The sequence below is a fragment of the Chromobacterium sp. Beijing genome (assembly GCF_021496765.1).
GTDB lineage: Bacteria > Pseudomonadota > Gammaproteobacteria > Burkholderiales > Chromobacteriaceae > Chromobacterium.
This window is the reverse complement of record NZ_CP053750.1, coordinates 1,751,872-1,778,791: the sequence shown is the minus strand read 5'-3', so window position 1 is coordinate 1,778,791 and position 26,920 is coordinate 1,751,872. Positions and strand designations below refer to the sequence as shown.

Genomic DNA, 26,920 nt, shown 5'->3' with positions numbered 1-26,920 from the left:
CGATAGTAAAACCGTCTTGTGGTATCTCCCCTCTCCCCTTGAGGGAGAGGGGCCGGGGGAGAGGGGTTCAGCCTCCCGCCCCCTCCAAAAAGTCCTGCGCGAAACGCTGCAGCACGCCGCCGGCCTCGTAGATAGACACTTCTTCCGCGGTGTCCAGCCTACAGGTCACCGGCGCTTGCTCCGTGCTGCCGTCCTTGCGGTGGATCAGCAGCGTCAGCTCGGCGCGCGGCTGGCGCTGGCCGATCACGTCGTAAGTCTCGCTGCCGTCCAGCGCCAGCGTCTTGCGATTGACGCCGGGTTTGAACTCCAGCGGCAGCACGCCCATGCCGATCAGATTGGTGCGGTGGATGCGTTCGAAGCCTTCGGCGACGATGGCCTCGACGCCGGCCAGGCGCACGCCCTTGGCCGCCCAGTCGCGCGAGCTGCCCTGGCCGTAGTCGGCGCCGGCGACAATGATCAGCGGCTGCTTGCGCCGCATATAGGTTTCGATCGCCTCCCACATCCGCATCGTCTCGCCTTCCGGCTCCACGCGCGCCAGCGAGCCCTGGCGTACCGAGCCATCCTCGTTCAACACCATTTCATTGAACAACTTGGGGTTGGCGAAGGTGGCGCGCTGTGCGGTCAGGTGGTCGCCGCGATGGGTGGCGTAGGAATTGAAGTCCTCCTCCGGCAGGCCCATTTTCGCCAGGTATTCGCCGGCCGCCGAGTCCAGCAGAATGGCGTTGGAAGGCGACAGGTGGTCGGTGGTGATATTGTCCGGCAGCAGGGCCAGCGGACGCATGCCGCGCAGCGTGCGCTCGCCGGCCAGCGCGCCCTCCCAGTACGGCGGGCGGCGGATATAGGTGGACTGCGGCCGCCAGGCGTACAGCGGGCTGGCCTTGGCGGCGCCGTCGCGCCGGATGGCGAACATCGGCTCGTAGACCTGGCGGAAATGTTCGGGCTTGACTGCCCGGCGCAGCACCGCGTCTATTTCCGCGTCGTCCGGCCAGATGTCCTTGAGCCGGATCTCCTTGCCGTCGGCGACGCCGAGCACGTCTTTTTCGATGTCGAAGCGCATGGTGCCGGCGATGGCGTAGGCGATCACCAGCGGCGGCGAGGCCAGGAAGGCCTGTTTGGCGTAGGGGTGGATGCGGCCGTCGAAGTTGCGGTTGCCGGACAGCACCGCCGTCGCGTACAGATCGCGCTCCACGATCTCCTGCTGGATCTTGGGCTCCAGCGCGCCGGACATGCCGTTGCAGGTGGTGCAGGCGAAGGCGACGATGCCGAAACCCAGCTGTTCCAGCTCGGACAGCAGGCCGGCCTCCTTCAAATAAAGCTCAACCGCCTTGGAGCCTGGCGCCAGCGAGGACTTCACCCAGGGTTTGCGGGCGAGGCCCAGCCGGTTGGCGTTGCGCGCCAGCAGGCCGGCGGCGATCACATTGCGCGGGTTGGAGGTATTGGTGCAGCTGGTGATGGCGGCGATGATTACCGCGCCGTCCGGCATCAGGCCTTGGGCCTCCTCCGCGCGCGCCTGCGCCAGATTGACGGCGATGCCGCGTTCGGCCAGCGCCGACACCGGCAGCCGCTTGTGCGGGTTGGACGGGCCGGCCAGGTTGCGGCCCACGCTGGACAGGTCGAAGCGCAGCACTCGCTCGTACACGACGTTTTGCAGCGTGTCGGCCCACAGGCCGGCGGTTTTGGCGTAGCTTTCCACCAGCCGGACCTGCTCATCGCTGCGGCCGGTCAGCTTCAGATAGGAGAGGGTCTGCTCGTCGATGAAGAACAAGGCCGCGGTGGCGCCGTACTCCGGCGCCATATTGGAGATGGTGGCGCGATCGCCCAGGGTCAGCGCCGCGGCGCCCGGGCCGTAGAACTCCAGATAAGCGCCCACTACTTTCTGCTGGCGCAGGAATTCGGTCAGCGCCAGCACCACGTCGGTGGCGGTGATGCCTGAGCCGGGCTTGCCGGACAGTTCCACGCCGACGATGTCCGGCAGCCGCATCCAGGAGGCGCGGCCCAGCATCACGTTTTCCGCTTCCAGGCCGCCGACGCCGACGGCGATCACGCCCAGCGCGTCCACGTGCGGGGTGTGGCTGTCGGTGCCGACACAGGTGTCCGGGTAGGCCACGCCGTTGTCGGCGTGGATCACCGGCGACATTTTCTCCAGATTGATCTGGTGCATGATGCCGTTGCCGGCGGGGATCACGTCGACATTGTCGAAGGCGCTCTTGGTCCACTCGATGAAATGGAAGCGGTCTTCGTTGCGCCGGTCTTCGATCGCGCGGTTCTTTTCGAAAGCCTGCGGGTCGAAGCCGCCGCATTCCACCGCCAGCGAATGGTCGACGATCAACTGCACCGGCACCACCGGATTGACCTGGGCCGGGTCGCCGCCCTGATCGGCGATGGCGTCGCGCAGGCCGGCCAGGTCCACCAGGGCGGTCTGGCCCAGGATGTCGTGACAGACCACGCGCGCCGGAAACCAGGGGAAATCGCGCTCGCGCTTGCGATGGGCGATCTGCTCCAGGCAGTCGCCCAGCAGCGCCGGTTCGCAGCGGCGCACCAGGTTTTCGGCGTGGATGCGGCCGGTGTAGGGCAGTTGCTCCCAGGCGCCGGGGCGGATGGCGTCGACGGCGGCGCGGGCGTCGAAATAGTCGAGCCCGGTGCCGGGCAGGGGAATGCGGTAAGCGGAATTCATCATGTCTTGGCCAATTTGAAAATCAGGGGCGGGGGCGCGGCGGCCCCCGGTCCGGTCAGCGCTGTTCCAGCGGCACGAAGACCTGGTCTTCCGGGCCGACGTAATTGGCGCTGGGGCGGATGATCTTGCCGTCCTGGCGCTGTTCGATCACGTGCGCGCTCCAGCCGCTGGTGCGGGCGATGACGAACAGCGGGGTGAACATGGCGGTGGGCACGCCCATCATGTGGTAACTGACCGCGGAAAACCAGTCCAGATTGGGGAACATCTTCTTGATGTCCCACATCACGGTTTCCAGCCGTTCGGCGATGTCGAACATCTTGCTGTTGCCGGCGGACTTGGACAGTTCGCGCGCCACGTCCTTGATCACCTTGTTGCGCGGATCGGAGATGGTGTAGACCGGGTGGCCGAAGCCGATCACCACTTCCTTGCGCTCCACGCGCTCGCGGATGTCGGCCTCGGCGTCGGCCGGGCTTTCATAGCGCTGCTGGATGTCGAAGGCCACCTCGTTGGCGCCGCCGTGCTTGGGGCCGCGCAAGGCGCCGATGGCGCCGGTGACGGCGCTGTACAAGTCCGAGCCGGTGCCGGCGATGACGCGGGCGGCGAAGGTGGAGGCGTTGAATTCATGCTCGGCGTATAGATTGAGCGAGGTGTGCATCGCGCGCACCCATTCCTGAGACGGTTTTTCGCCGTGCAGCAGGTGCAGGAAGTGGCCGCCTATGCTGTCGTCGTCGGTTTCCACCTCGATGCGCTTGCCGTTGTGGCTGAAATGATGCCAGTACAGCAGCATCGAGCCCAGGCTGGCCATCAGCCGGTCGGCGATGTCGCGCGCGCCGGCCTGGTTGTGATCGTCCTTCTCCGGCAGCGCGCAGCCCAGCGCGGACACGCCGCTGCGCATCACGTCCATGGGATGGGCGCTGGCCGGCAGCGCCTCCAGCACCGCCTTCACCGCCGCCGGCAGGCCGCGCAGCGATTTCAGCTTTTTCTTGTAGCCGACCAGCTCGGCCTTGTTCGGCAGCTTGCCGTGAACCAGCAGATAGGCCACTTCCTCGAATTCGCAACGGCCGGCGAGGTCGAGGATGTCGTAGCCGCGGTAGTGCAGATCGTTGCCGCTGCGGCCCACGGTGCACAGCGCGGTATTGCCGGCGGCGACGCCGGACAGGGCTACAGATTTCTTGGGTTTGATGCCAACAACGGTTTCGCTCATGCTTTTCTCCTGATCGCAGACCTGCGGAATGATTATTTTTCGTAGAAAACGGCCAGCCAGACGCTGTCCCGCTCCGGCTCGGTCCAGGCCACCCGGTGCCGGCGACGCGCGGGGATGGCCACGCAATCGCCCGGTTTCAGCCTGAGACGCCGGGGCGGGTCCTGGTATTCCAGTTCCGCCGCGCCGGACAGCAGCAGAACCCATTCATCTTCGTCCTGTTCGTACCAGAATCCCTCCGGCGAAGCATGGCCGCGCGAGACGATGCGCTCGACGCGGAAGCCTTTCGCGCCGCTGAATAAAGTCTGCAGCAACTCTTCCGGCAACTGCGCCGGGATGTCGCCAAACAGATTATTCGGCACCATGGCCTTCCCGGCGGAACAGCGCGTCCAGTTTTTGTTCGTAGGCGTGGTAGTCCAAGTGCGCATAAAGATCGGCGCGAGTCTGCATGGTGTCCAGCACCGCCTGTTGGCCGCCGTCGCGGCGGATCGCGCCGTAGACGTCGAGCGCGGCCTGGCTCATCGCGCGGAAGGCGGACAAGGGATAGAGCACCAGGCCGACGCCGTGTTCGCCCAGTTCGCGGGTATTGAACAGCGGGGTGGCGCCGAACTCGGTGATATTGGCCAGCACCGGCACTTTCACCGCCTCGGCGAAGCGGCGGTACATGGCCAGATCGGTCATCGCCTCCGGGAAGATCATGTCTGCGCCGGCCTCGACGCAGGCGACGGCGCGCGCGATGGCGGCGTCCAGCCCCTCCACCGCCAGCGCGTCGGTGCGCGCCATGATCACGAAGCCGTCGTCGCGGCGCGCGTCCACCGCCGCCTTGACGCGGTCCACCATTTCCTCCTGGCTGACGATGGCCTTGTTGGGGCGATGGCCGCAGCGTTTTTGCTGCACCTGGTCCTCGATATGCACCGCGGCGGCGCCGGCCTTCTCCAGGCTGCGGACTGCGCGGGCGATATTGAAGGCGCCGCCCCAGCCGGTGTCGATGTCCACCAGGAGCGGCAGTTCGGTGACGTCGGTGATGCGGCGCACGTCGATCAGCACGTCTTCCAGCGTGGTGATGCCCAAGTCCGGGATGCCGCAGGAGCAGGCGGCCACGCCGCCGCCGGACAGATACAGCGCCTTGAAGCCGGAGTGCTCGGCCAGCCGGGCGGCGTAGGCGTTGACCGCGCCCACCACCTGCAAGGGCTGTTCTTGTGCTACCGCCAGACGGAAGCGTTGGCCGGGAGTGCTCATCGCGTTGGATTCCTAAAAGTTGCGGAGAAACGGCAAAGCCGTGAAGTCGGAAACTATTTGGCTTTGCATTGTTATCTTTATGTCATTCAAGCAAGTGCTTGGTAGGAGTGTAAGGGCTGGTTTGAGCGCTGGCAATACGGTTAAAACAAATGTTCAAGTTTTGTTCGAGGTCTGTTATGTTTCGCTGCTGAATCGCGTGGGGGAACTCATCGCAAGCGCGGTGGTCTAGTCACAGTCCACATACAACGACCACAAACACGACTAGTGGGCAAATCAGGGAGCATAACAACGACATGAGTGATCGGGATCTCGATCAACAGTTGGTGGAGCGTGCCCAGCGAGGTGAAAAAAGAGCTTTCGATCTGCTTGTTGCCAAGTATCAGCGACGTCTCGCCAGGTTGTTGTCGCGGTTTATCCGCGACGGCGCAGACATCGAGGATGTGACGCAAGAGGCGTTTGTCAAAGCGTATCGTGCCTTGCCGTCGTTTCGTGGCGAGAGCGCGTTTTACACATGGCTGTACAGAATCGGCATCAATACTGCCAAGAATTTCCTTAGCGCCTCCGGACGTCGTCCGGTGGTCAACAGCGAGATAGAGGACGAGGACGGCGAGAGCTTCGACATGGCGTCGCAGCTGCCCGACCTGAACACGCCCGAAACCGAGCTGATGAATAAGGAGATTCTGGCAACGGTCAATGCCGCCGTGGAGGCTTTGCCGGAGGAACTAAGAACCGCAATTTCGCTCAGGGAAATGGACGGTCTATCCTACGATGAAATCGCCAAGGTGATGGATTGCCCGATAGGCACCGTGCGCTCGCGGATTTTCCGGGCGCGCGAGGCGATTGCTGCCGAGCTCAGGCCTTTGCTGGATACGGCCAAGAACAGAAGGTGGTAGGTATGAAAGAAACGATATCCGCGATGATGGATGGCGAACTGGACGACTCTGACATAGGCAGAGCCATCGCCTCCATTTCATCTGACAAGCAACTGGATGCCGCCTGGGGCGAGTATCACTTGATTGGCGACGCGATGCGCGCCAACCGCATGGTTGCGCTCAATGTGCGAGAGCAGGTCGCCAGCCGGCTGGCGGACGAGCCCACGGTGCTTGCGCCGCGGCGCTGGTTGCGCCCGGCGCGCGGCCGCGCCGCAGGCGGGGTGGCCTTGGTCGCCAGCGTCCGCACCGCAGGCGCGGTGGCGCTGGCCGCCAGCGTGAGCTTCGCCGCCGTGGTGGGCTGGCAGCAGCTCTCGTACCGCGGCGAGCCGGCCTCGCTGGTGGCGGACAAGGGCGTGCCGGTGCAAGTGGCCCAGCCGGCGCAAGCCAGCCAGCCCGAGCGCGACGACCCCTATCTGCTGGCTCATCAGGAAGTGACCTCCGAACAAGGCAATATGAAAGTATCCTACGGAAACGGAGCTCGCCGTTAAATGCGTGTAATTCCTCTGATCAGTTTGATGGTTGTGGCGGCCGCGCCTGCCGCCCATGCAGAGGATGACTGGCAGCTGCTGCGCAATGTGGCGGCTGCCGGACGCCAGCAGGCGCTGAACGGCACCTATCTGCACCAGATGAACGGCACGCTGGAAACCTTCCACATCGTCAGGGAAGGCCAAGGCGAAGCCATGCGGGAAAAGCGGACGTCCTTGGACGGGCCTTCCCGCGAAATTGTCCGCAAAGGCAATGAGCTGGCCTGTTTCGCGCCGGACAAGAAAGCCTTGAACGCGGCCAAGATCAGCGCGATGCGCCTGTTTCCGGCCTTGCTGCCGGAGGACATGAGCGAGATCAACCAGTCGTATGCGCTCAAGCACGTGGGCAGCGACCGGGTGGCTCAGCGCGATTGCAATCTGCTGGAGCTGCGGCCCAAGGACAGGCAGCGCTACAGCCTGCGCATGTGCGTGGAGCCGCTGACCTCGCTGCCTTTGAAGATGGTGACCTTGTCGCCCAAGGGCGAGGCGGTGGAGCAGTTCACCTTCACCGACATCGACCTGAACGGCCCCAAGGACAAGCGAGCCTATCGGCCCAAGTTCGCGCAGAAGTTCCTGCTGCGCTCCGGCGGCGCGTCGACGCCGCAGGCCGGCGCGCAAGTGGACAACGATGTGTCCGGGCTGCCCAACGGCTTCCATCTGCTGCGCTCGGTGCAGCGCAGTCTGCCGGGCCAGGCGGGCAAGTCGGTGCGCCACATGGTGTATTCCGACGGCTTGGTGATGCTGTCGCTGTTCGTCGAGACGCAGCCGGAAGGCGCGCGGCTGGAACGTAGCAGCAATCTGCACGGCGCCATCAATATGGCCACCGGTCCGCAAGGCAGCTATCAGCTGACCGCGGTGGGCGATATGCCCGAGCCGGCGATGATGGGGCTGCTGAAAGGGTTGAAAGTCAGCCTCAAGCCATGACGGCCAAGCTCGTGGACGTTCCTGCAAGCCCGTCCGGAGGCCTGGCCTCCGGCGGCGCGCTTGCGCGGAACGGACCGGGCGGCGCCGGCGCCTTGACGCCGGCTTTCCTGTTTTTCTCGGCGGCGAACGCCGCGGCCGGGCGCCTGGCGCGCGGCCGGTTCGACGCTGAAATTCCCCAGCCGGCTTCCGCCGGCGCGTCTCAAACACAACATATCAAGATGGAGCGCTCATGCCGGTTAAAAAACTGATTGTTTCCGCCATGCTGGCGGCCTCTATTATGGCGGGCGCGGTGCCCGCTGCAATGGCCGCGGAACTGCCGGACTTCAGCCAGATTGTCTCTAACGAGGGCAAGGCCGTCGTCAACATCAGCACCAAGTCCACGGTGCGCGAGGTCAGCAACGATCTGCCCGAGGGCATGAGCGGCGACCCCTTCTTTGAATTCTTCCGTCGTTTCGCGCCGCCGCGCGCCCAGGAGCGGCAGGAGTCGTCGCTGGGTTCCGGTTTCATCATTTCCGCCGACGGCTATGTGCTGACCAATGCGCACGTGGTGGCCCGCGCCGATGAAATCACCGTCAAGCTGACGGACAAGCGCGAGTACAAGGCCAAGGTGATAGGCTCCGACGCCCGTACCGACGTGGCGCTGCTGAAGATTGAAGCCGACAAGCTGCCGGTGGTGCGCCGCGGCGACGCCAACGCCTTGAAAGTGGGCGAAGGCGTGTTGGCCATCGGCTCGCCGTTCGGCTTCGAGAACACCGCCACTTCCGGCATCGTCTCCGGCAAGAACCGCATGCTGCCGGATGAAACCTTCGTGCCCTTCATTCAGACCGACGCCGCGATCAACCCCGGCAATTCCGGCGGCCCGCTGTTCAACGCCAGGGGCGAAGTGGTGGGCGTCAATTCCCAGATCTTCAGCCGTTCCGGCGGTTTCATGGGCATTTCCTTCGCCATCCCCATTGACGTGGCGATGGACGTGGTGGCTCAGCTGAAGGCCAAGGGCCATGTCAGCCGCGGCAAGATCGGCGTGGTGATCCAGGAGTTGAGCCAGGACCTGGCCGCCTCCTTCGGCCTGGCCAAGCCGGCCGGCGCGTTGATCAACGCGGTGGAGCCGGGCGGCCCGGCGGCCAAGGCCGGCGTCAAGCCCGGCGACATCATCCAGCAAGTGGACGGCAAGCCGGTTGAATCCGGCTCCGATCTGCAGCGGCTGATCGGCAGCATTCCGCCCGGCAAGCCGGTGACCTTGGGCCTGTGGCGCGCTCGCGCCGCGGTGTCGGCCAAGGTGGTGCCGGTGGAGCAGCAGGATCAGGACCCGAGGCTGGCGCAGCGCGAATACCGCGGCTCGCAGCAGGAGCGTCCGGCCGAGCAGAGCTTCTCGCAGATCGGTTTGCGGCTGCAGGTGCTGAATCCGGCGCAGTTGCAGCGCGCCGGCATCAAGTACGGCCTGCTGGTGCGCGGCGCCAATAATGTGGCGATGCGCGCGGGCATTCAGCCGGGCGACGTGATCGTGGGCATCGGCAGCGAGCCGCTGGCCAATGTCGAGCAGCTGAAGTCCGCCTTGTCCGCGGCCAAGAAGGGCTCGTCGATCGCGCTGCAAGTGCTGCGTCAGGGGATTACCCAGTTCATCCCGCTGCCGGTGGGCGACGGCAAGTGAGACTGACGCTGTATTTCCGCGAATACTGCAGCTTGTGCCATCAGATGCTGGCCGAGCTGCAGCCCTGGCGCGAGCGCTACGGCTTCGAGCTGGACGTCGTCGATGTCGACGCCGACCCGGAGCTGGAGCGCCGCTTCAACGAACTGGTGCCGGTTCTGATGGCGGATGAGACCGAAATCTGCCATTGGCGCCTGGATCAGGCCGCATTGGCTGCACATTTGGGCGAAATCGGCTAAAATCCGCGCCAGTGTGAGTTTATATCGGGGGCACTTGGGTGCCCCCGCTTGCTGGATGGGCTGTTAACGGCTTTAGAGGTCGCAATCCTGATGATGAGCCGCTTTCATCAGGCCCGCGGCTTCCATCGGCAGTTCCGGGCACGCTAGCGTGCCCTTATCTTTTGCTGGATATCATGAAAAACATTCGAAATTTCTCGATCATTGCCCATATCGACCATGGCAAATCGACCCTGGCCGACCGCTTCATTCAATTCTGTGGCGGCCTGGAAATGCGCGAAATGAGCGCCCAGGTGCTGGACTCGATGGACATCGAGAAAGAGCGCGGCATCACCATCAAGGCGCAGACCGCGGCCTTGAGCTACAAGGCGCGCGACGGTCAGGTCTATAACCTGAACCTGATCGACACCCCCGGACACGTGGACTTTTCCTATGAAGTGTCGCGCTCGCTGTCCGCCTGCGAAGGCGCGCTGCTGGTGGTGGACGCCTCGCAAGGCGTGGAAGCGCAGACCGTGGCCAACTGCTACACCGCTATCGAGCTGGGCGTGGAAGTGGTGCCGGTGCTGAACAAGATCGACCTGCCGGCCGCCGAGCCGGAGCGCGTCAGCCAGGAAATCGAAGACATTATCGGCATCGAGGCGGCGGACGCGGTGCGCGCTTCGGCCAAGTCCGGCATCGGCATCGAGGACATTCTGGAAGAAGTGGTCAGCAAGGTTCCGCCGCCAAAGGGCGATGCGGGCGGTCCTCTGAAGGCTTTGATCGTCGACTCCTGGTTCGACAACTACGTCGGCGTGGTGATGCTGGTGCGCGTGATCGACGGTTCGCTGAAGCCCAAGGACAAGATCAAGTTCATGGCCACCGGCGCCGAGCATCTGTGCGAGCAGGTGGGCGTGTTCACACCCAAGTCCGTCCAGCGTCCGAATCTGAACGCGGGCGAGGTGGGTTTCGTCATCGCCGGCATCAAGGAATTGAAATCGGCCAAGGTCGGCGACACCATCACCCTGGTGTCCAAGCCGGCCACCGAGGCGCTGCCGGGCTTCAAGGAAGTGCAGTCCCAGGTATTCGCCGGCCTGTATCCGGTGGAAAGCCACGACTACGAGGCGCTGCGCGACGCGCTGGAAAAACTGCAGCTGAACGACGCTTCGCTGAAGTACGAGCCGGAAGTGTCGCAGGCGCTGGGCTTCGGCTTCCGCTGCGGCTTCCTCGGCCTCCTGCACCTGGAGATCGTGCAGGAGCGCCTGGAGCGCGAGTTCGACATGGACCTGATCACCACCGCGCCCACGGTGAACTACGAAGTAGTGATGAAGGACGGCGTGGTGGAAGTGGTGTCCAACCCGTCGCGGATGCCGGACGCCGGCAAGTACGACGAGTTGCGCGAACCCATCATCACCTCCACCATCCTGGTGCCGCAAGACTATGTCGGCGCGGTGATGACGCTGTGCAACCAGAAGCGCGGCGTACAGCGCAATATGCAGTACATGGGCCGTCAGGTGATGCTCACCTACGATCTGCCGATGAACGAAGTGGTGATGGACTTCTTCGACAAGCTGAAGTCCACCAGCCGCGGCTACGCCTCGCTGGATTACGAATTCAAGGAATTCCAGAGCGCCGATCTGGTCAAGCTGGATGTGCTGGTCAATGGTGAGAAGGTCGACGCGCTGTCGCTGATCGTGCACCGCGCCTCCAGCGTCTACCGCGGCCGCGAACTGGTGTCCAAGATGCGCGAACTGATTCCGCGTCAGATGTTCGACATCGCGGTGCAGGCGGCCATCGGCGGCCACATCATCGCGCGCGAGACGGTCAAGGCCTTGCGCAAGAACGTGTTGGCCAAGTGCTACGGCGGCGACATCACCCGTAAGAAAAAACTGCTGGAGAAGCAGAAGGCGGGCAAGAAGCGCATGAAGCAGGTGGGCAATGTGGAAATTCCGCAGGAAGCATTCCTGGCAATCCTTCAAGTAGGGGACAAATAAGTGGGCGGAAATCTGTTCTGGGTGTTTGTCGTGGCGGTGGCGATCGGCGGCATGCTGATCGCTTTTGGCGGCAAGAAGCAAGAGGGCGCCAAGGATTGGCCGCAGGCGGTGCAGTGGGGCTACCTGGCGGTGCTGATCGGCGGCTTCGGCCTGCTGTCCAACTATATGAGCTTCACCGCGGTGATGCTGGTCTTCGTGCTGATCACCGGCGCGGTATGGCTGGCGGACAAGCTGGTGCTGGCCAAGCGCCGCGCGGCGGAGACCCCGGCGGGCCATTTCGTCGACTATTCTCGCGGCTTCTTCCCGGTGATCCTGGTGGTGTTCCTGCTGCGCTCCTTCATCGCCGAGCCGTTCCAGATTCCCAGTAGCTCGATGCGTCCGGGCCTGGTGGTGGGCGATTTCATCCTGGTGAACAAATTCACCTACGGCCTGCGCGTGCCGGTGCTGAACACCGTGTTCGCGCCAGTGGACAAGGTGGAGCGCGGCGACGTGGTGGTGTTCAACTTCCCGCCCAACCCCAAGGTCAACTACATCAAGCGCGCCATCGGCCTGCCGGGCGACGTGGTCGAGTACCGCGACAAGCGCCTGAGCGTCAACGGCAAGCCGCTGCCGGACGCCGACGACGGCAACTACGAATACCTGGAGCAGGGCTTGATGATGATCAACGCCAAGCGCTACAAGGAAACCATGGGGTCGCGCACGTACTCGGTGCTGAACAACGACGGTTCGCCCACTGTGGCTTTGAGCCAGGTGCAGGACTTCCCGTTCCGCGACAACTGCCGCTATGATGACAATGGTTTTGTCTGCAAGGTGCCGGCCGGCCATTACTTCATGCTGGGCGACAACCGCGACAACAGCCTGGACGGCCGCTACTGGGGCTTCGTCAACGACAAGCTGATGGTGGGCAAGGCCTTCATGATCTGGATGAACTTTGGCGACCTGTCCCGCATCGGCAAAACCATTCACTGATAAACGCAAGATCGCAAGCTCGGAGCGCATTATGCATTTCAGTCGTCAGAAGGGCCTGTCGCTGTTTTCCGTACTGCTGGTGATGATCGTGCTGGGCGCGGTCCTCGTGCTGGGCATGAAGGTGATGCCGGTGTACTCGGAGTACGCCGAGGTGCGCCAGGCGATCACCGCCTTGTCCGCTCAAAGCAATGTCGGCGAGCTATCCGTTCGCCGGGATTTCAACCAGCGGGCCGCCGTGGCCGGCATCGCCTCGATCAAGGGTGAAAACCTGGTGGTGGTGACCGGCGGCAATTACGTGTACATCCGCGCCGCTTATCAGCGCGAAGTGCCCTTGTTCTCCAATGTCAGTCTGCTGTTCAAATTCGATACCCAAGCGGGCCAGCCCCCGCAATAAGCCAAGTGATACCAACCGACAATAGATTCCGGCGCCTGAGTCAGGCGCTGGATTACGCATTTCAGAAGCCGGAGTTGCTGCGTCAAGCCTTGACGCATCGCAGTTACGGCGCCGGCAACAACGAGCGTTTCGAATTCGTGGGCGACAGCATCCTCAACTACACCGTCGCCCGCATGCTGTTCGATCAATTTCCCAAGCTGACCGAGGGCGAGCTGTCGCGGCTGCGCGCCAATCTGGTCAACCAGAACACCCTGGCCGAGATCGCCCACGAGCTGAAGCTGGGCGATTACCTGTACCTGGGCGAGGGCGAGCTGAAAAGCGGCGGTTTCAACCGTCCGTCCATCCTCGCCGACGCGCTGGAAGCCACTTTCGCCGCGGTCAGCTTCGACTCCGATTTTCTGCGCGCCGAGCAAGTGGTGCGCAGGCTCTACGCCGAACGCGTGTCCTCCATCGACACCAGCCGCCAGGCCAAGGACGCCAAGACCCGTTTGCAAGAAGCGCTGCAGGCGCGCAAGCTGGCCTTGCCCAAATACCGGATACTGTCGCAAAGCGGCGAAGCCCATGAGCAATGGTTCCGCGTGGAATGCGACCTGGGCGAGCTGGCGATAGGCTCCACCGGCGAAGGCGGTAGCCGCCGCGCCGCCGAACAGCAGGCCGCCGAAGCGGCGCTGATCCTGCTGGAACAAAAACTCGCTGCGAGCAAGAAACGTATATGACTGACATCCAATATCACTGCGGCTTTGTCGCCATCGTCGGCCGTCCCAACGTCGGCAAGTCCACGCTGATGAACCATCTGATCGGCCAGAAGATCAGCATCACGTCCAAGAAGGCGCAAACCACGCGTCACCGCGTCACCGGCATCCACACCGAGAACAACGCCCAGTTCGTCTTCGTCGACACCCCGGGTTTCCAGACCTTTCACAAGGGCGCGCTCAACGAAACCCTGAACAAGAGCGTCAAGGACTCGCTGGGCAGCGTCGATTGCGTGCTGTTCGTGCTGGAGGCGATGCGCTTCACCGGCGCGGACCGCGAAGTGATGGCCTTGCTGCCCAAGCGCACCCCGGTGATTCTGGTGGTGAACAAACTGGACAAGGCCAAGGACCGCGACGCGCTGCAGGCCTTCATCGCCGAAGTGCAGGCGGAATTCGCCTTCGCCGGCGTGGAAGTGGTCAGCGCCAAGCACGGCCAGCGCCTGAGCGAGCTGCTGGAGCAAGTGCGTCCGCATCTGCCGGAATCGATGCCGCTGTATCCGGAAGACATGGTCACCGACAAGAGCGAACGCTTCCTGGCCGCCGAGATCGTGCGCGAGAAGCTGTTCCGCTACCTGGGCGAAGAGCTGCCGTACGAAATGAACGTGGAAGTGGAAATGTTCGAAATGGACGGCGAGCTGCGCCGCATCCATATCGGCGTGCTGGTGGACAAGGAAAACCAGAAGCCCATCGTCATCGGCCGCGGCGGGGAGAAGCTGAAGAAAATCTCCACCGAGGCGCGGATGGACATGGAAAAATTGTTCGACGGCAAGGTCTTCCTGCAGGTCTGGGTCAAGGTCAAATCCGGCTGGGCCGACGACGTCCGCTTCCTGCGGGAATTCGGCCTGGACTGAAGCCCTCATGCACTATCATTTGGCGCCGTCCTGTTGGACGGTGATTTTTTCTCTGCAGCAAGGGCAGGACTTGCCCGGCAGCCGCGACTTGCTGGAGCGCATCGCCCGGCTGGCGGCCTGTCAGGCCGGCTTCCTGGGCCTGGAGCGCGGAGAGCCGGGACGGGACACGGTGTCCTACTGGGACAGCGTCGAGGCCATCGCCGCCTGGCGTCAGTGCGCCGAGCGCCTGATCGCCCAGCGCTACGGACCGGAAGCCTGGTATCGGGTATTCGCTTTCAATGTGAGCGCGGCCGCGGTGTGCCCGCAGCCGGCGGCCGGGGGCGCCGGATGAGCCAGCCGGGCAGGGTGGATCGCCAGCCGGCCTATGTGCTGCACGCGCAGCCCTACCGGGAAACCAGTTTGCTGGTGGAGGTGCTCAGCCGCGACCACGGCCGTTTTTCGGTGGTGGCGCGCGGCGCGCGGCGGCCGCGGGCCGATCTGCGCGGCCTGCTGCTGCCTTTCCAGCCCTTGACCCTGTCCTGGTTCGGCAAGGCCGAACTGCGCACCCTGCACAGCGCGGACTGGGACGGCGGCGTGCCGCAGCTGTCCGGCCTGCCGCTGATCTGCGGCTTTTATCTGAACGAACTGATGATGAAGCTGACCGCGCGCGACGACCCCGAACCGCGCGCCTTCGCCGTTTACGACGCGGCGGTGCGCGGCCTGGCGCGGCAAGGCGGTCTGGCCGCGGTGCTGCGCCGCTACGAATTGCGGCTGATCCAGGTGTTGGGCTATGCGCCCAGCCTGCTGCGCGACGGCGACGGCGCGGACGTGGACGCCGGACTTGATTATTGGTGCCAGGGCAACGCCGCGCCGGAGCGCGACGCCGGCCAGAGCCTGGAGCGCGGGCTGCGGCTCAGCGGCGCCAGCCTGCTGGCGATAGAGGCCGACGATTACGCGGCTGCGGCCACCCGGCTTGAAGCGCGGGCGCTGATGCGAGTATGGTTGACCGCTTTATTGGGCGAGGAGCCGCTGGCTTCGCGCGAACTGTTACAGGCCGTCAATTCGCTGTCGGATTGAGGCCAAGCTATCGGGAGTGAATATGATTCTGTTGGGTGTAAACATCGATCACGTCGCCACCTTGCGCCAGGCGCGCGGCACCCGTTATCCCAGCCCGGTGGAGGCCGCGCTGGTGGCGGAAACCGCCGGCGCCGACCTGATCACCCTGCATCTGCGCGAGGATCGCCGTCACATTCAGGACGCCGACGTGGTGGCGATGCGCCAAGTGGTCAAGACCCGGGTCAACCTGGAAATGGCGATGACAGAGGAAATGCTGGCCAATGCGCTGGCGGTGAAGCCGGAAGACGTGTGCCTGGTGCCGGAAAAGCGCGAGGAAGTCACCACCGAGGGCGGCCTGGACGCCATCGGCCATTTCGCCGATGTCAGCCGCTACACCCGCAGCCTGCTGAACGCCGGCATCCGCGTGTCCATCTTCATTGATCCGGACCGCGCGCAGATCCAGCGCGCCTGGGACGCCGGCGCGCGCGTGGTGGAATTGCACACCGGCGCTTACGCCGACGCCCATGACGCCGCGGCGCGCGACGCCGAGCTGGCGCGCATCCGCGACGCCGCCGCCTTCGCCGCCGAGCTGGGCATGGTGGTCAACGCCGGCCACGGTCTCAACTACCACAATGTGCAGCCGATCGCCGCCATTCCGCAGATCGCGGAACTGAATATCGGTCACGCCATCGTCGCCCAGGCGCTGTTCGTCGGCTTCGCCGAGGCGGTGAAGGAAATGAAGGCGCTGATGGCGGCCGCGCGCGGCTGATTCCGGTGCCCACCGTCGTCACCCACGCCCTGGCCGGCGCGACGCTGGCCGGCCTGTGCGCGCCGCGTCCGCTGCGCGCCCCCGGCATGGCCGGTTGGCTGCTGCTGTGCGGCGCGGCGGCGATGCTGCCGGATCTGGACGTGATCACTTTCAAGTTGGGCATTCCCTATGCCAGTCCCTGGGGGCATCGCGGCGTCTCTCATTCGCTGACGCTGGCCTTGATCGCCGGCGGCGTGCTGGCCGCGCTCGGGCGCCGCTGGTGGTCGCGGCTGGGTCTGGGGCCGCTACGCGCCTTTGTCGTGCTGAGCCTGGCGGTGGCCTCCCACGCCTTGCTGGACATGTGGACCGACGCCACCCATGGCCCGGCTTTGGCGATGCCCTGGCATCCGGGGCGCTTCTTGTTTGATTGGCGGCCTATCGAAGGCTCGCCGCTGACGCCCGGCCGCTGGCTGGGTCCCAAGGGGCTGCGGGTGCTGAGTTCGGAGCTGCTTTACGTCTGGCTGCCCTGTCTGCTGCTGTGGCTGTCCCGCGCTTTTTGGCTGCGCGGACGCGGAGAGGGCGGACGATGATTTACGGCATCGGCACCGATCTGGTGGACATCGAGCGCATGCGGGGGATGTTCCAGCGCTGGGGCTTCAAGCTGGGGCGGCACATGCTGGCCCCGGCCGAGCGGCGGGCTTTCGCCGACAGCGCCGATCCGGCGCGCTTTCTGGCCAAGCGCTTCGCGGTCAAGGAGGCCCTGGCCAAGGCGCTGGGCACCGGGGTGCGCGCGCCGGTGTTGCTGACGGCGATCTGGGTCGAGCATGATGAATGGGGTAAGCCGCTATTGGCGCTAAGCCCTGAATTGGAAGAATTTTTAAGCCGGCGCGGCGTGGGCGCGCGTCATCTGTCCATCAGCGACGAACGCGGCCACGCGCTGGCTTTTGTGGTGCTGGAGCGCTCCGCGCCCGGCTAGATAGAAAGCAAACCGATGCAGCAGACTCAACAGGGCGCGGCCTTGCCGCGCGGGCCGGTAATGGCGGGCGTGGCCGGCCTGCGGCTGACGGACGAAGAGAAACAGCGCTTGGCGCATCCGCTGGTGGGCGGGGTGATCCTGTTTCGCCGCAATTTCCAGGACATCGAACAGCTGAAGGCGCTGACCGCGGAAATCCGCGCCTTGCGCAGCCCGCATTTGCTGATCGCGGTGGATCACGAGGGCGGCCGGGTGCAGCGCTTCCTCGACGGCTTCACCCGTCTGCCGCCGATGCAGGTGCTGGGCAGGATGTGGGAGCAGGACCGCGCGGCGGCCTTGGAGCAGGCGGAGAACGTGGGCTATGTGTTGGCCGCCGAGCTGTCCGCCTGCGGCGTCGACCTGTCCTTCACCCCGGTGCTGGACCTGGATTGGGGGCGCTGCGCGGTGATAGGCAACCGCAGCTTCCACCGCGATCCGGCCATTGTGGCCGAGTTGGCCGAGGCGCTGCAGCGCGGCCTGGCGCGCGGCGGCATGTCCACTTGCGGCAAGCACTTCCCCGGCCATGGCTTCGTTGAGGGCGACAGCCATCATCTGATGCCGGAGGACGGCCGCAGCCTGGCCGAGCTGGAGGCGGACGATCTGGTGCCCTTCGGCCGCCTGGCGGCCGCCGGCATGGGCTCGGTGATGCCGGCGCATGTTCTGTACCCGGCGGTGGACGCGCAGCCGGCCGGTTTCTCGCCGGTGTGGCTGCAGCAGGTGCTGCGCGGCCGGCTGGGTTTTGACGGCGTGATCTTCTCCGACGCCTTGGACATGGAGGGCGCGGCCGGCGCCGGCGACTTCGTGCAGCGCGCCGACGTGGCCTTGGCCGCTGGTTGCGATATGGTGCTGGTCTGCAACGATCCCCGGCAGACCGATCTGATTCTGGCCCATCTGCGGCCGCCGGCACAGCCGGAACTGGCGCGGCGGCTGGAGCGCATGGCCGCCAAGGCGGCGGATTGGGCGGCGGAGCTGGCCGGCCCGGCCTTCGCCGCGGCGCGCGCCCAGGTGGAGCGTTTGAACATGCCTGCGGACGCGATGCGCGGGCCGGATGTGGGCGAGGCCAATTAAGCGTGACGCTTGCTTAGAGCGGCTAACAAACCCCTGATGCTGCGTTGCGCCGACTTGTCGTACTCAAGTACTGCCTGCGTCGGCGCGCCTTGCCTCAGCCGTGAAACTGACAATGTTAGCCGCTCTTAAAGGGGGAGCGGAAAACGTCTTTTGCCACGGAAGGCCACGGGAGCAGTCAAGGTCTGTGGTTTCTTTTGCCACGGAAACACACGGAAAAACACGGACCAAAGACGGTAGAAGGTTTCGTGGGTTTCCTGGCCGAAGGAGTTGTCTTTTGCCGTGTCTTCCGTGTGTTTCCGTGGCTAATAAAAGTGGCTAAACAAACTGCACCGGCACGTAGAAGTCTCGCCCCGGGCGGCTGACCAGCACTTGCGGCTGGCCCTGGATCACCGCGCGGAAGGCGCGCGGCAGCCGGCGCCAGTCCATGAACTTCATCTTGATGCTGTCGTACTGCGCTTGAGTGTGTTCCATGGTGTTCTCCCGAAGGTTCAGTCCACTTTGTGGATGACGTTGGTGACGACGCCCCAGATATGGAAGGCGGCGTCTTCCGGCACCGGAATCGGCTGAAATTCCGGGTTTTCCGGCAGCAGGCGGATGCCCTTGGCGGTTTTTTCCAGCCGCTTCACCGTCAGCTCGCCATTGAGCGCCGCCACCACAACCTTGCCGTTGCGCGCCTCCGTCGCGCGGTCCACCACCAGCAGGTCGCCGTCGTGGATGCCGGCGCCCAACATGGATTCGCCCTTGACCGTGACGAGGAAGGTGCTGCCCGGCCGCGGCGCCAGCCTGGCGTTGAGGTCCACGTCGTCTTCCTTGAGATCGTCCGCCGCCACCGGCGAGCCGGCCGGCACGCTGTTGGCGAACAGCGGCAGCGAAAGTTCGCTGAGGTGGCGCGCCAGGGTGCGCACGTCGTCGGCCTGGGCGTTGTGGGCGGTGCGCCAGCTGCGGTAATCGCGCAGCCAGTCTTCCAGCACCGGTTTCAACGGCTCCGGCACGCGGAGGGCGACGGTCTTGTCGCCGCCGTAGCTGGATTTGCGGCCGGCGCCGCTGCGTTTGCCCCCATGGCTCATTGGCTAATCCTCTGTAATGCAAGCAGATTTGATTGTGTACATTATCAAAGCCCAGGGCAAGTTTTTTTTGAGCGCGCCGGCGGCGGGCGCAAAAAAGCCCGCTGAGGCGGGCGGGTTTCGGCGGGCGGGCGGCGGCTTCAGAGCCGGTAGAAGCAGCGGGCGCAAACCGCGCGGTAGCGGGCGTTGCCGCCGATTTCCACCTGCGGGCCTTCCTTGACGCGGCGGCCGTCGGCGTCGATGCGAATGTGCATGGTGGCTTTTTTGCCACATTCGCAAATGGTCTTGATCTCTTCGATTTCGTCGGCCAGCGCCAGCAGCATGCCGGAGCCGATGAAGGGCTCGCCGCGGAAATCGGTGCGCAGGCCGAAGCAGATCACCGGGATGTTGCGGGTATGGGCCAGCTCATGCAACTGGTGTACCTGTTCCGGGGTGATGAACTGGGCTTCGTCGATCAGGATGCAGGCGGTCTGGCCGAAATCCTCGGCCAGGAAGTTCAGCTCCGGCGAGAAGGTGCGGGCGTCGCGCTGCAGATTGAGACGGGAGGTGATCTTGCCGAAGCCGTAGCGGTCGTCCATCGCGCTGGTGAACAGCGCCACGGTCTTGCCCATGGATTCGTAGTTGTTGGCGATTTGCAGCAGCTGGGTGCTCTTGCCGCTGTTCATCGCGGCGTAGCGGAAAAAGAGTTTTGCCATCGATGGGTTCTCGCTGGGGCTTAGAGATCGCCGCCGGTTTCCAGCACATAGCTGGCGCCGGCGTCCTGCGCCAGGTGCTGGGCGAGGTAGGGCAGCACTTCGCGCAGCGTCTGCGGCAGCGTCCACGGCGCGTTGAGGATGAACATGCCGCTGCCGTGCATGCCGAAGCCGTCGCTGGACGGCTTTTGCACATGCAATTCGGCGCGCAGCCAGTTCTTGGCGCCCAGCTTCTTCATTTCCTTGGGCAGCTCCTTCATCTCCGCGCGTTGCAGGCAGGGATACCAGACCGCGTAGACGCCGGTGGCGAAGCGCTTCAGGCTTTCCTTCAGCGCGGTGATCACGTGCTGGTAATCGCGCTTGTCCTCGTAGGGCGGGTCGATCAGCACCAGCGCGCGGCGCGGCGGCGGCGGCAGAATCGCCTTGATCGCCTCGAAGCCGTTGGCTTGCTGGATTTGCACGCGGCGGCCGGCGTCGGCGAAGGTGTCGGCCAGCAGCTGGTGGTCGGTGGGATGCAGCTCGAACAGGCGCAGCTTGTCGCTGGCCGGCATCACTTCCGCCGCGCACCAGGGCGAGCCGGGGTAGAGCTTGAGTTCGCCGTCGGCGTTCAGGCTGCGCACTACCTCGGCGTAGTTGGCGACGGCTTCCGGCAGGTCCTCGCGCCGCCATAGGCGGGCGATGCCGGATTCGAATTCGGCGTTCTTGGTGGCGTAACCTTCCACCAGCGAGTAGGCGCCGGCGCCGGCATGGGTGTCGATATACCAGTAGGGCTTGGCTTTCTGGCCCAGGTAGTTCAGGAGTTCGATCTGGATCAGATGCTTGAGCACGTCGGCGTGGTTGCCGGCGTGGAAGGCGTGGCGGTAACTGAGCATGGCTGCGGGATATGGCGTTCGTCAGCCGCGAATTGTACCGGATTCGGCGTGGCCGCGCAGCGCGTCCTCCAGCGCGGCGCGCCAGCCCAGTTGTTCCGCAAGCAGCATGAAATCGTCGGCCGGCGGCGCTTGCAGCCAGAGCGGCTGCCCGCTGTCAGGGTGGCTCAGCCGCATCGCGACGCAGGCCAGCAGCAGGCGCCGGCTGCCGAAATGCTCGGCGAACATGCGATTGTGGCGGCCCTTGCCGTGGGTGGCGTCGCCGATGATGGGGTGGGCGATGTGCTTCAGATGACGGCGCAGCTGGTGGCGGCGGCCGGTGTGAGGCGTCAGCTCCAGCAGGCTGTAGCGGCTGCTGGGGTAGCGTTCCACCTCGATCGGCAGTTCGATGCGCGCCAGCGTGCGGTAGTCGGTGACGGCGGTCTGCGGCGCGGTGTCCACGGTTTCGCCTATCCATTCCAGATCGTCCGGGCGGCGGCTCAAGGGGTAGTCGATGCGGCCGGCGTCGTCGCTGTAGCCGCGGACCACGGCGACATAGCGCTTGTCCACCTGCTGGCGTTCGAACTGCCAGCTCATTTCGCGGCACATGTCCTTGTCCAGCGCGAACAGCAGCACGCCGGAAGTGCCCTTGTCCAGCCGGTGCACCGGGTAGACCCGCTGGCCGATCTGGTCGCGCAGCAGCTGCACGGCGAAGCGGGTTTCGTTGCGGTCCAGCGCGGTGCGGTGCACCAGCAGGCCGGAGGGCTTGTGAATGGCGATCAGCCGGTCGTCGCGGTAAAGAATGGGCAGCATGGGGCGGCTTGAAGCGGGTGGGGAAGGCCGGCATTGTAGGCGTTGCCGGCCGGCTTTGGAAGGCGCGCGGGCGACGGGCGATGCCCTTGTGCTGTAGTTTTATGTCTTACGCTTCCATTACGCGAAAACAACAGCGTTTTGTCATGCTATTGGCGTTTTTGTGCGCGGGCTCGGGCTTTGCCGGCTTTCGTTGCGACATGATATTTCAAAGTAGAGAGGAAGTTGTTTACAGGCCATGGGTGCGTCATTACAATTCGCCGCGCTCAAACAAGAATGACAGGGCGGCGTCTGTGCCGATTGCGATCCCGTTTGCCACGGGATGGCGGCAGGACCGCATCCGCGCAACCAGGCGTGTAGTTGCGACGCTACATGACAAAGGGTTGGCGGGCGCTTTGCTTCGCTGCACGACACGGGAACCACAGGGGGTGATCGACGTGCGGGTTGACCAACAAACTCCATAGAGTCATAGAGATGAAAATCCAGCTGAAACGAATGAGCTTTGCCGTAGCGGCCGCGGTGTTGTCCACTTCCGCCTTCGCCAAAGAATTCTCGCCCGCCGTGGTCTACGACATGGCCGGCAAGTTTGACAAGAGCTTCAACGAGTCCGCGTACAACGGCGCCGAGCGTTTCAAGAAGGAATTCAAGATCAACTACCGCGACGGCCAGATCGCGTCCGAAGCCCAGAAAGAACAGCTGCTGCGCAATATGGCGCGCCGCGACGCCGACATCGTGGTGGCCATCGGCTTCTCTTTCACCCAGGCGGTGGAAACCGTGGCCAAGGAGTTCCCCAAGGTCAAGTTCACTCTGATCGACGCCGTGGCAAAAGGTTCCAACGTTCAGAGCATTGTGTTCAAGGAACAAGAAGGCGCCTTCCTGACCGGCGTGGCCGCGGCGATGGCCTCCAAGAGCGGCAAGGTGGGCTTTGTCGGCGGCATGGACGTGCCGCTGATCCGCGCCTTCGGCTGTGGCTATGTGCAGGGCGTGAAGTTCACCAACAAGAACGCCAGCGTGATCCAGAACATGACCGGCACCACTCCGCAGGCCTTCAACGACCCGGCGCGAGGCACTGAGCTGGCCAAGAGCCAGTTCGACCGCGGCGTGGACGTGGTGTTCGCCGCCGCCGGCGGCACCGGCCTGGGCGTGCTGCAAGCCGCCAAGGCCGCCGGCAAGTACTCCATCGGCGTGGACAGCAACCAGAACCATCTGTACCCGGGTTCGGTGCTGACCTCCATGGTCAAGCGCGTGGACGTGGCGGTGTTCAACACCTTCAAGAACGCCAAGAACGGTTCCTGGAAGCCGGAAGTCAAGGTGCTGGGCCTGAAGGAGGCCGGCGTGGATTGGGCGCTGGACGTCAACAACCGCAAAGTGATCACTCCGGCGATGGAGAAGAAGATCAACGCGGCCAAGGCGGACATCATCGGCGGCAAGATCAAGGTGGTGGATTACCGCGCCAACAACAGTTGCCCGATGCAATAAGCTGAGCTGAGTTTTCCCTGATCCGTTTCGGGGACGCAGGCACGATGCATTCCATCGTGCCTGTTTGTTCATGCCGGAGCGGAATCAGGTTGACCCTAACCAGGGAATATGAATAAGCATGACCGAGTTTGCCATTGAGCTGGCGGGCATCAACAAGAGTTTTGGTGCCGTCAAAGCCAACCGCGACGTCTCGATGAAAATCGCCAAGGGCACCGTCCATGGCGTCATCGGCGAAAACGGGGCCGGTAAATCCACGTTGATGAGCATTCTGTACGGCTATTACCAGGCCGACAGCGGCGCCATCCGGGTGAACGGCAAGGAAGCGCCGATCCGCAACAGCCAGGAAGCCATCGCGCTGGGGATAGGCATGGTGCATCAGCATTTCATGCTGGTGGACACCTTTACCGTGCTGGAAAACATCGTGCTGGGCGCCGAAGGCGGCCTGGTGCTGAAGAAGGGGCTGGACGAGGCCCGCGAGCATCTGAAAGAGCTCAACCGCAATTACTCGCTGGAGGTGGATCCGGACGCGCTGGTGGGCGATCTGGGCGTGGGCCTGCAGCAAAGGGTGGAAATCCTCAAGGCGCTGTACCGCGGCGCCGACGTGCTGATTCTGGACGAGCCCACCGCGGTGCTGACGCCGCAGGAAGCCGACCACCTGTTCCACATCCTGCGTTCGCTGAAAGCGCAGGGCAAGACCGTGATCCTGATCACCCACAAGCTGCGCGAGGTGATGGACATCACCGACGGCGTCAGCGTGATGCGCGCCGGCACCGTGGTGGCCAATGTCGCCACCTGCGACGTGGACAAGGAAAAGCTGGCGGACTTGATGGTGGGCCGCAAGGTCAGCCTGAAAGTGGACAAGGCCGAGCGCGAGCCGGGCGCGGCGGTGCTCAGCGTCAAGAATCTGTGCCTGACCGACGCGCGCGCGGTCAAGCTGCTGGACCAGCTGAATTTCGAAGTGCGCGCCGGCGAGATCGTCGGCATCGCCGGCGTGTCCGGCAATGGCCAGTCCGAACTGTTGGAAGTGCTGGCCGGCATGCTGGAGCCTAGCGCCGGCGAGATGGTCTACAAGGGCGAGGACCTGCTGCGCCGCCGTTGCGGCGGCGAGCCGCGCGCCGCGCTCTACCGCAAGCTGGGCATCGCCCACGTGCCGGAAGACCGCTCGCGAGAGGGCCTGGTCAAGGCCTTCTCCAGCTATGAAAACGCCATTCTCGGCTATCACGGCGAAACCGGCCTGGGCCGCGGCCCCTGGTATTCGCGCAAGCGGCTGCTGGCGCGCACCCGCGACTTCATTCAGCAATTCGACATCCGCCCGGGCAATCCGCTGCTGCGCGTGGGCCTGCTCTCCGGCGGCAATCAGCAGAAAGTGGTGCTGGCGCGTGAAATCCACGCCAATCCGGACCTGTTGCTGATCGGCCAGCCGACGCGCGGCGTCGACATCGGCGCGATTGAATTCATTCACAAGCGGCTGGTGGAACTGCGCGACGAGGGCAAGGCCATTTTGCTGGTCTCGGTTGAATTAGAAGAAATCCTGGCGCTGGCCGACCGCATCCTGGTCATGGCCGGCGGACAGATCTCCGGCGAAGTGGCGGCCAAGGACGCCGACACCATTTCGCTGGGCCTGCTGATGGGGGGGCACAAGCATTGAAATTCGGACAACCTTCCACCTTGCCGCGCTGGGCGCAGCTGACGGTGCTGCCGGCGCTTAATCTGATGGCGGCGCTGCTGGTGACCGGCCTGGTCACCTGGATGATAGGCGAAGACCCTTGGGAATGCCTGAAGCTGCTGATCAACGGCGCCTTCGGCTACGGCGAGGGCATAGGCTACACCCTGTTCTACACCACCGGCTTCATCTTCACCGGTCTCGCGGTGGCCACCGCCTTCCACGCCGGCCTGTTCAATATCGGCGGCGAAGGCCAGACCTATCTGGCCGGCCTGGGCGTCACCCTGGTGGTGCTGGGCTTCGACCACAGCCTGCCGCCGGCGGTGCTGGTGCCGCTGGCCATCCTGGCGGCGATGGGCTTCGGCGCGGCCTGGGCCTTCGTGCCGGGCTGGTTACAGGCCAAGCGGGGCAGCCACATCGTGGTGACCACCATCATGTTCAACTTCATCGCTTACTCCTTGATGTTGTACCTGATCAGCCATCACTTGATCGAGGCCGGCTCGCAGAACCCGACCACGCGCGAATTCGGCCAGGCGGCCTGGATTCCCGCCATCCATGAAGTGGCGGCGCGCTTTGGCGTGGAGATTCCCACCTCGCCGCTGAACCTGAGCTTCGTGATGTCCTTGCTGGCCGCCGCGCTGTTCTACCTGGTGGTGTGGCATAGCCGCTGGGGCTTCGAACTGCGCACCGTGGGCACCAGCGAACCGGCCGCCCGCTACGCCGGCATGAGCGTCAGCCGCGTCATCATCCTCGCCATGTGCGTGTCCGGCGCGCTGTCCGGCCTGGCCGCGGTCAATGAGCTGATGGGCTCCGCCCACCGCATGAACGTGATGTTCACCAACGGCGTGGGCTTTGTCGGCATCGCCGTGGCGCTGATGGGGCGCAACCACCCGGTGGGCATCATCCTGTCCGCGCTGTTGTTCGGCGCGCTGACCCAGGGCGGTTCCGATCTGTCCTTCGAGAAGCCGATGATCACCCGCGAGATGATCATCTTCATCCAGGGTCTGATCATCCTGTTCTGCGGCGCGCTGGAAAACCTGTTCGAGCCGTTCATCGCCGGCCTGTTCAAGCGCAAGGACGACAAATAATGGAAATCTTCTTCAGTCTGCTCGATTCCACGCTGCGCGTGGCCACGCCGCTGATCCTGGCCGCGATGGCCGGCATGTTCTCCGAACGCTCCGGCGTGGTGGACATCAGCCTGGAAGGCAAGATGCTGGTGGCGGCCTTTGCCGCGGCCGCCGCGGCCTTCGCCACTCAGAACCCGTGGATAGGCATGGCCTGCGGCATCGCCGCCTCGGTGGCGATGGCGATGATCCATGCCTTCGTGTCCGTCACCTACAACGGCAATCAGCTGATTTCCGGCATGGCGCTCAATACCGTCGCCTCCGGCATCACCCCGGTACTGGGCCTGGCCTGGTTCCAGCAGGGCGGCAACACCCCGCAGTTGCCGGACGAGGGCCGTTTCCACGAGATCGCGCTGCCGTTCGCCCATGAGCTGCGCGAGGTGCCGCTGCTGGGCCAGCTGTACAGCAAGCTGCTGTCCGGCCACAGCATCCTGGTGTATCTGACTCTGTTCCTGATCGTGCCGCTGGTGGCCTGGGTGTTGTACAAGAGCCGCTTCGGCCTGCGTCTGCGCGCCGTGGGCGAGAACCCGCACGCGGCGGACACCGCCGGCATCTCGGTGGCCAAGGTGCGCTACACCGCCTTGTTCTGGGGCGGCGTGTTGTGCGGCATCGCCGGCACCTATCTGTCCGTGTACCAGACCGGCAGCTTCATCAAGGAAATGACGGCGGGCAAGGGCTTCCTGGCGCTGGCCGCGTTGATTTTCGGCAAATGGAAGCCGCTGCCGGCGGTGCTGGGCTGCCTGGTGTTCGCTTTCGCCGACGCCATCCAGATCCGTCTGGAAGGCGTGGCGCTGCCGGGCATCGGCCAGATCCCGTCCCAGGCCATCGCGGTGATTCCCTATGTGCTGACCGTCTTGCTGCTGGCGGGCTTCGTTGGCCGCGCGGTGGCGCCCAAAGCGATAGGCATTCCCTTCGTCAAGAGCCGTTGACCGGCTTTTGAGCCAGGTCGGAAACCGCCAGCGGGCTTTGCCCCTGGCGGTTTTTTGTTTTATATCGCATACGGGAACCTTGCCGTCGTTTGTTATTCATAGTGATTCCCAATCTCAACCACCATTGCGTCGCCTGG

The 26,920-nt window shown here is 64.4% G+C and carries 30 protein-coding genes; 21 read left to right on the top strand and 9 right to left on the bottom strand.

Annotation, left to right across the window (positions count from 1 at the left end; all coding sequences use genetic code 11):
- Positions 1 to 67: 67 nt before the first annotated feature.
- Genes acnD through prpB form a run of 4 tightly spaced genes read right to left on the bottom strand, consistent with a single transcriptional unit; the run spans position 68 to position 5,114 of the window.
- Entirely contained in the window at positions 68 to 2,674 is a 2,607-nt protein-coding gene (gene acnD / locus HQN78_RS08370; protein WP_235089773.1) for a Fe/S-dependent 2-methylisocitrate dehydratase AcnD, read from the bottom strand.
- 55 nt (positions 2,675 to 2,729) lie between these two features.
- Positions 2,730 to 3,878: a 2-methylcitrate synthase gene (gene prpC / locus HQN78_RS08365; RefSeq protein WP_235088955.1), complete on the bottom strand. Its 1,149-nt coding sequence runs from the start codon at positions 3,876 to 3,878 to the stop codon at positions 2,730 to 2,732.
- Positions 3,879 to 3,910: 32 nt separating this feature from the next.
- Entirely contained in the window at positions 3,911 to 4,240 is a 330-nt protein-coding gene (locus tag HQN78_RS08360; RefSeq protein WP_107799409.1) for a cupin domain-containing protein, read from the bottom strand.
- Positions 4,227 to 5,114 carry a methylisocitrate lyase gene (prpB, locus tag HQN78_RS08355; protein ID WP_235088954.1) on the bottom strand — a complete coding sequence of 296 codons (888 nt, stop codon included), beginning with the start codon at positions 5,112 to 5,114 and terminating at the stop codon, positions 4,227 to 4,229. Before prpB ends, HQN78_RS08360 begins: the two co-directional genes overlap by 14 nt.
- 293 nt (positions 5,115 to 5,407) lie before the next feature.
- Between prpB and rpoE the strand changes: the two genes are divergently transcribed.
- The 17 genes from rpoE (at position 5,408) to nagZ (ending at position 18,174) form a co-directional block, all read left to right on the top strand.
- Positions 5,408 to 6,007: an RNA polymerase sigma factor RpoE gene (rpoE, locus tag HQN78_RS08350; RefSeq protein ID WP_043641588.1), complete on the top strand. Its 600-nt coding sequence runs from the start codon at positions 5,408 to 5,410 to the stop codon at positions 6,005 to 6,007.
- Between the two features lie 2 nt (positions 6,008 to 6,009).
- Positions 6,010 to 6,534, top strand: coding sequence for a sigma-E factor negative regulatory protein (locus HQN78_RS08345; protein WP_235088953.1), 525 nt, complete (start codon positions 6,010 to 6,012; stop codon positions 6,532 to 6,534).
- Entirely contained in the window at positions 6,535 to 7,494 is a 960-nt protein-coding gene (locus HQN78_RS08340; RefSeq protein WP_107799406.1) for a MucB/RseB C-terminal domain-containing protein, read from the top strand.
- The gene (locus tag HQN78_RS08335; protein WP_235088952.1) at positions 7,491 to 7,742 is read left to right on the top strand and encodes a hypothetical protein; all 252 of its coding nucleotides are present in this window, start codon (positions 7,491 to 7,493) and stop codon (positions 7,740 to 7,742) included. Before HQN78_RS08340 ends, HQN78_RS08335 begins: the two co-directional genes overlap by 4 nt.
- The gene (locus HQN78_RS08330; RefSeq protein ID WP_107799405.1) at positions 7,724 to 9,142 is read left to right on the top strand and encodes a DegQ family serine endoprotease; all 1,419 of its coding nucleotides are present in this window, start codon (positions 7,724 to 7,726) and stop codon (positions 9,140 to 9,142) included. Before HQN78_RS08335 ends, HQN78_RS08330 begins: the two co-directional genes overlap by 19 nt.
- Complete coding sequence (locus tag HQN78_RS08325) at positions 9,139 to 9,378, top strand: glutaredoxin family protein (protein ID WP_107799404.1); 240 nt, start codon at positions 9,139 to 9,141, stop codon at positions 9,376 to 9,378. Before HQN78_RS08330 ends, HQN78_RS08325 begins: the two co-directional genes overlap by 4 nt.
- A 173-nt stretch (positions 9,379 to 9,551) precedes the next feature.
- Positions 9,552 to 11,345, top strand: coding sequence for a translation elongation factor 4 (gene lepA, locus HQN78_RS08320; RefSeq protein WP_107799403.1), 1,794 nt, complete (start codon positions 9,552 to 9,554; stop codon positions 11,343 to 11,345).
- Positions 11,346 to 12,314, top strand: a complete 969-nt coding sequence (gene lepB / locus HQN78_RS08315) for a signal peptidase I (protein WP_199225869.1) — start codon at positions 11,346 to 11,348, stop codon at positions 12,312 to 12,314.
- Between the two features lie 31 nt (positions 12,315 to 12,345).
- On the top strand, positions 12,346 to 12,708 hold the full coding sequence (locus tag HQN78_RS08310; protein ID WP_235088951.1) for a DUF4845 domain-containing protein: 363 nt from the start codon (positions 12,346 to 12,348) through the stop codon (positions 12,706 to 12,708).
- Positions 12,705 to 13,424, top strand: coding sequence for a ribonuclease III (gene rnc, locus HQN78_RS08305; protein WP_370445214.1), 720 nt, complete (start codon positions 12,705 to 12,707; stop codon positions 13,422 to 13,424). Before HQN78_RS08310 ends, rnc begins: the two co-directional genes overlap by 4 nt.
- A complete protein-coding gene (era, locus tag HQN78_RS08300; protein WP_048410780.1) occupies positions 13,421 to 14,311 on the top strand; it encodes a GTPase Era in 891 nt (296 codons plus the stop codon). Before rnc ends, era begins: the two co-directional genes overlap by 4 nt.
- A 7-nt stretch (positions 14,312 to 14,318) precedes the next feature.
- Positions 14,319 to 14,642: an antibiotic biosynthesis monooxygenase gene (locus HQN78_RS08295; protein ID WP_235088950.1), complete on the top strand. Its 324-nt coding sequence runs from the start codon at positions 14,319 to 14,321 to the stop codon at positions 14,640 to 14,642.
- Positions 14,639 to 15,367 carry a DNA repair protein RecO gene (recO, locus tag HQN78_RS08290; RefSeq protein ID WP_107801790.1) on the top strand — a complete coding sequence of 243 codons (729 nt, stop codon included), beginning with the start codon at positions 14,639 to 14,641 and terminating at the stop codon, positions 15,365 to 15,367. The genes HQN78_RS08295 and recO overlap by 4 nt, the downstream gene beginning before the upstream one ends.
- A 22-nt stretch (positions 15,368 to 15,389) precedes the next feature.
- Positions 15,390 to 16,115: a pyridoxine 5'-phosphate synthase gene (pdxJ, locus tag HQN78_RS08285; RefSeq protein ID WP_235088949.1), complete on the top strand. Its 726-nt coding sequence runs from the start codon at positions 15,390 to 15,392 to the stop codon at positions 16,113 to 16,115.
- Positions 16,116 to 16,120: 5 nt separating this feature from the next.
- Positions 16,121 to 16,684 carry a metal-dependent hydrolase gene (locus HQN78_RS08280; protein WP_235088947.1) on the top strand — a complete coding sequence of 188 codons (564 nt, stop codon included), beginning with the start codon at positions 16,121 to 16,123 and terminating at the stop codon, positions 16,682 to 16,684.
- Positions 16,681 to 17,070 carry a holo-ACP synthase gene (gene acpS, locus HQN78_RS08275; RefSeq protein ID WP_227107983.1) on the top strand — a complete coding sequence of 130 codons (390 nt, stop codon included), beginning with the start codon at positions 16,681 to 16,683 and terminating at the stop codon, positions 17,068 to 17,070. The genes HQN78_RS08280 and acpS overlap by 4 nt, the downstream gene beginning before the upstream one ends.
- A 15-nt stretch (positions 17,071 to 17,085) precedes the next feature.
- Positions 17,086 to 18,174: a beta-N-acetylhexosaminidase gene (gene nagZ / locus HQN78_RS08270; protein WP_235088945.1), complete on the top strand. Its 1,089-nt coding sequence runs from the start codon at positions 17,086 to 17,088 to the stop codon at positions 18,172 to 18,174.
- Positions 18,175 to 18,489: 315 nt separating this feature from the next.
- On the opposite strand, the gene HQN78_RS08265 is transcribed toward nagZ, so the two are convergent.
- The 5 genes from HQN78_RS08265 to HQN78_RS08245 all read right to left on the bottom strand — a co-directional run bounded on the left by HQN78_RS08265 (position 18,490) and on the right by HQN78_RS08245 (position 21,591).
- Positions 18,490 to 18,645, bottom strand: coding sequence for a hypothetical protein (locus HQN78_RS08265; RefSeq protein WP_167604380.1), 156 nt, complete (start codon positions 18,643 to 18,645; stop codon positions 18,490 to 18,492).
- A gap of 17 nt (positions 18,646 to 18,662) precedes the next feature.
- On the bottom strand, positions 18,663 to 19,241 hold the full coding sequence (locus tag HQN78_RS08260; RefSeq protein ID WP_107799396.1) for a LexA family transcriptional regulator: 579 nt from the start codon (positions 19,239 to 19,241) through the stop codon (positions 18,663 to 18,665).
- A gap of 137 nt (positions 19,242 to 19,378) precedes the next feature.
- Positions 19,379 to 19,933 (bottom strand): thymidine kinase, encoded by a 555-nt coding sequence (locus HQN78_RS08255; RefSeq protein WP_227107985.1) that lies wholly within the window; start codon positions 19,931 to 19,933, stop codon positions 19,379 to 19,381.
- A 20-nt stretch (positions 19,934 to 19,953) separates the two neighbouring features.
- Positions 19,954 to 20,802 (bottom strand): 23S rRNA (adenine(2030)-N(6))-methyltransferase RlmJ, encoded by an 849-nt coding sequence (locus tag HQN78_RS08250; protein WP_235088942.1) that lies wholly within the window; start codon positions 20,800 to 20,802, stop codon positions 19,954 to 19,956.
- Positions 20,803 to 20,823: 21 nt separating this feature from the next.
- A complete protein-coding gene (locus tag HQN78_RS08245; protein WP_235088940.1) occupies positions 20,824 to 21,591 on the bottom strand; it encodes a tRNA pseudouridine(65) synthase TruC in 768 nt (255 codons plus the stop codon).
- Between the two features lie 471 nt (positions 21,592 to 22,062).
- Here HQN78_RS08245 and HQN78_RS08240 point away from each other — a divergent pair, with 471 nt between their 5' ends.
- The 4 genes from HQN78_RS08240 to HQN78_RS08225 all read left to right on the top strand — a co-directional run bounded on the left by HQN78_RS08240 (position 22,063) and on the right by HQN78_RS08225 (position 26,783).
- The gene (locus HQN78_RS08240; RefSeq protein ID WP_235088937.1) at positions 22,063 to 23,067 is read left to right on the top strand and encodes a BMP family protein; all 1,005 of its coding nucleotides are present in this window, start codon (positions 22,063 to 22,065) and stop codon (positions 23,065 to 23,067) included.
- Between the two features lie 118 nt (positions 23,068 to 23,185).
- On the top strand, positions 23,186 to 24,715 hold the full coding sequence (locus tag HQN78_RS08235; protein WP_227107988.1) for an ABC transporter ATP-binding protein: 1,530 nt from the start codon (positions 23,186 to 23,188) through the stop codon (positions 24,713 to 24,715).
- Complete coding sequence (locus HQN78_RS08230; RefSeq protein ID WP_235088934.1) at positions 24,712 to 25,818, top strand: ABC transporter permease; 1,107 nt, start codon at positions 24,712 to 24,714, stop codon at positions 25,816 to 25,818. Before HQN78_RS08235 ends, HQN78_RS08230 begins: the two co-directional genes overlap by 4 nt.
- Positions 25,818 to 26,783 (top strand): ABC transporter permease, encoded by a 966-nt coding sequence (locus HQN78_RS08225; protein WP_235088932.1) that lies wholly within the window; start codon positions 25,818 to 25,820, stop codon positions 26,781 to 26,783. Before HQN78_RS08230 ends, HQN78_RS08225 begins: the two co-directional genes overlap by 1 nt.
- Positions 26,784 to 26,920 lie beyond the last annotated feature (137 nt).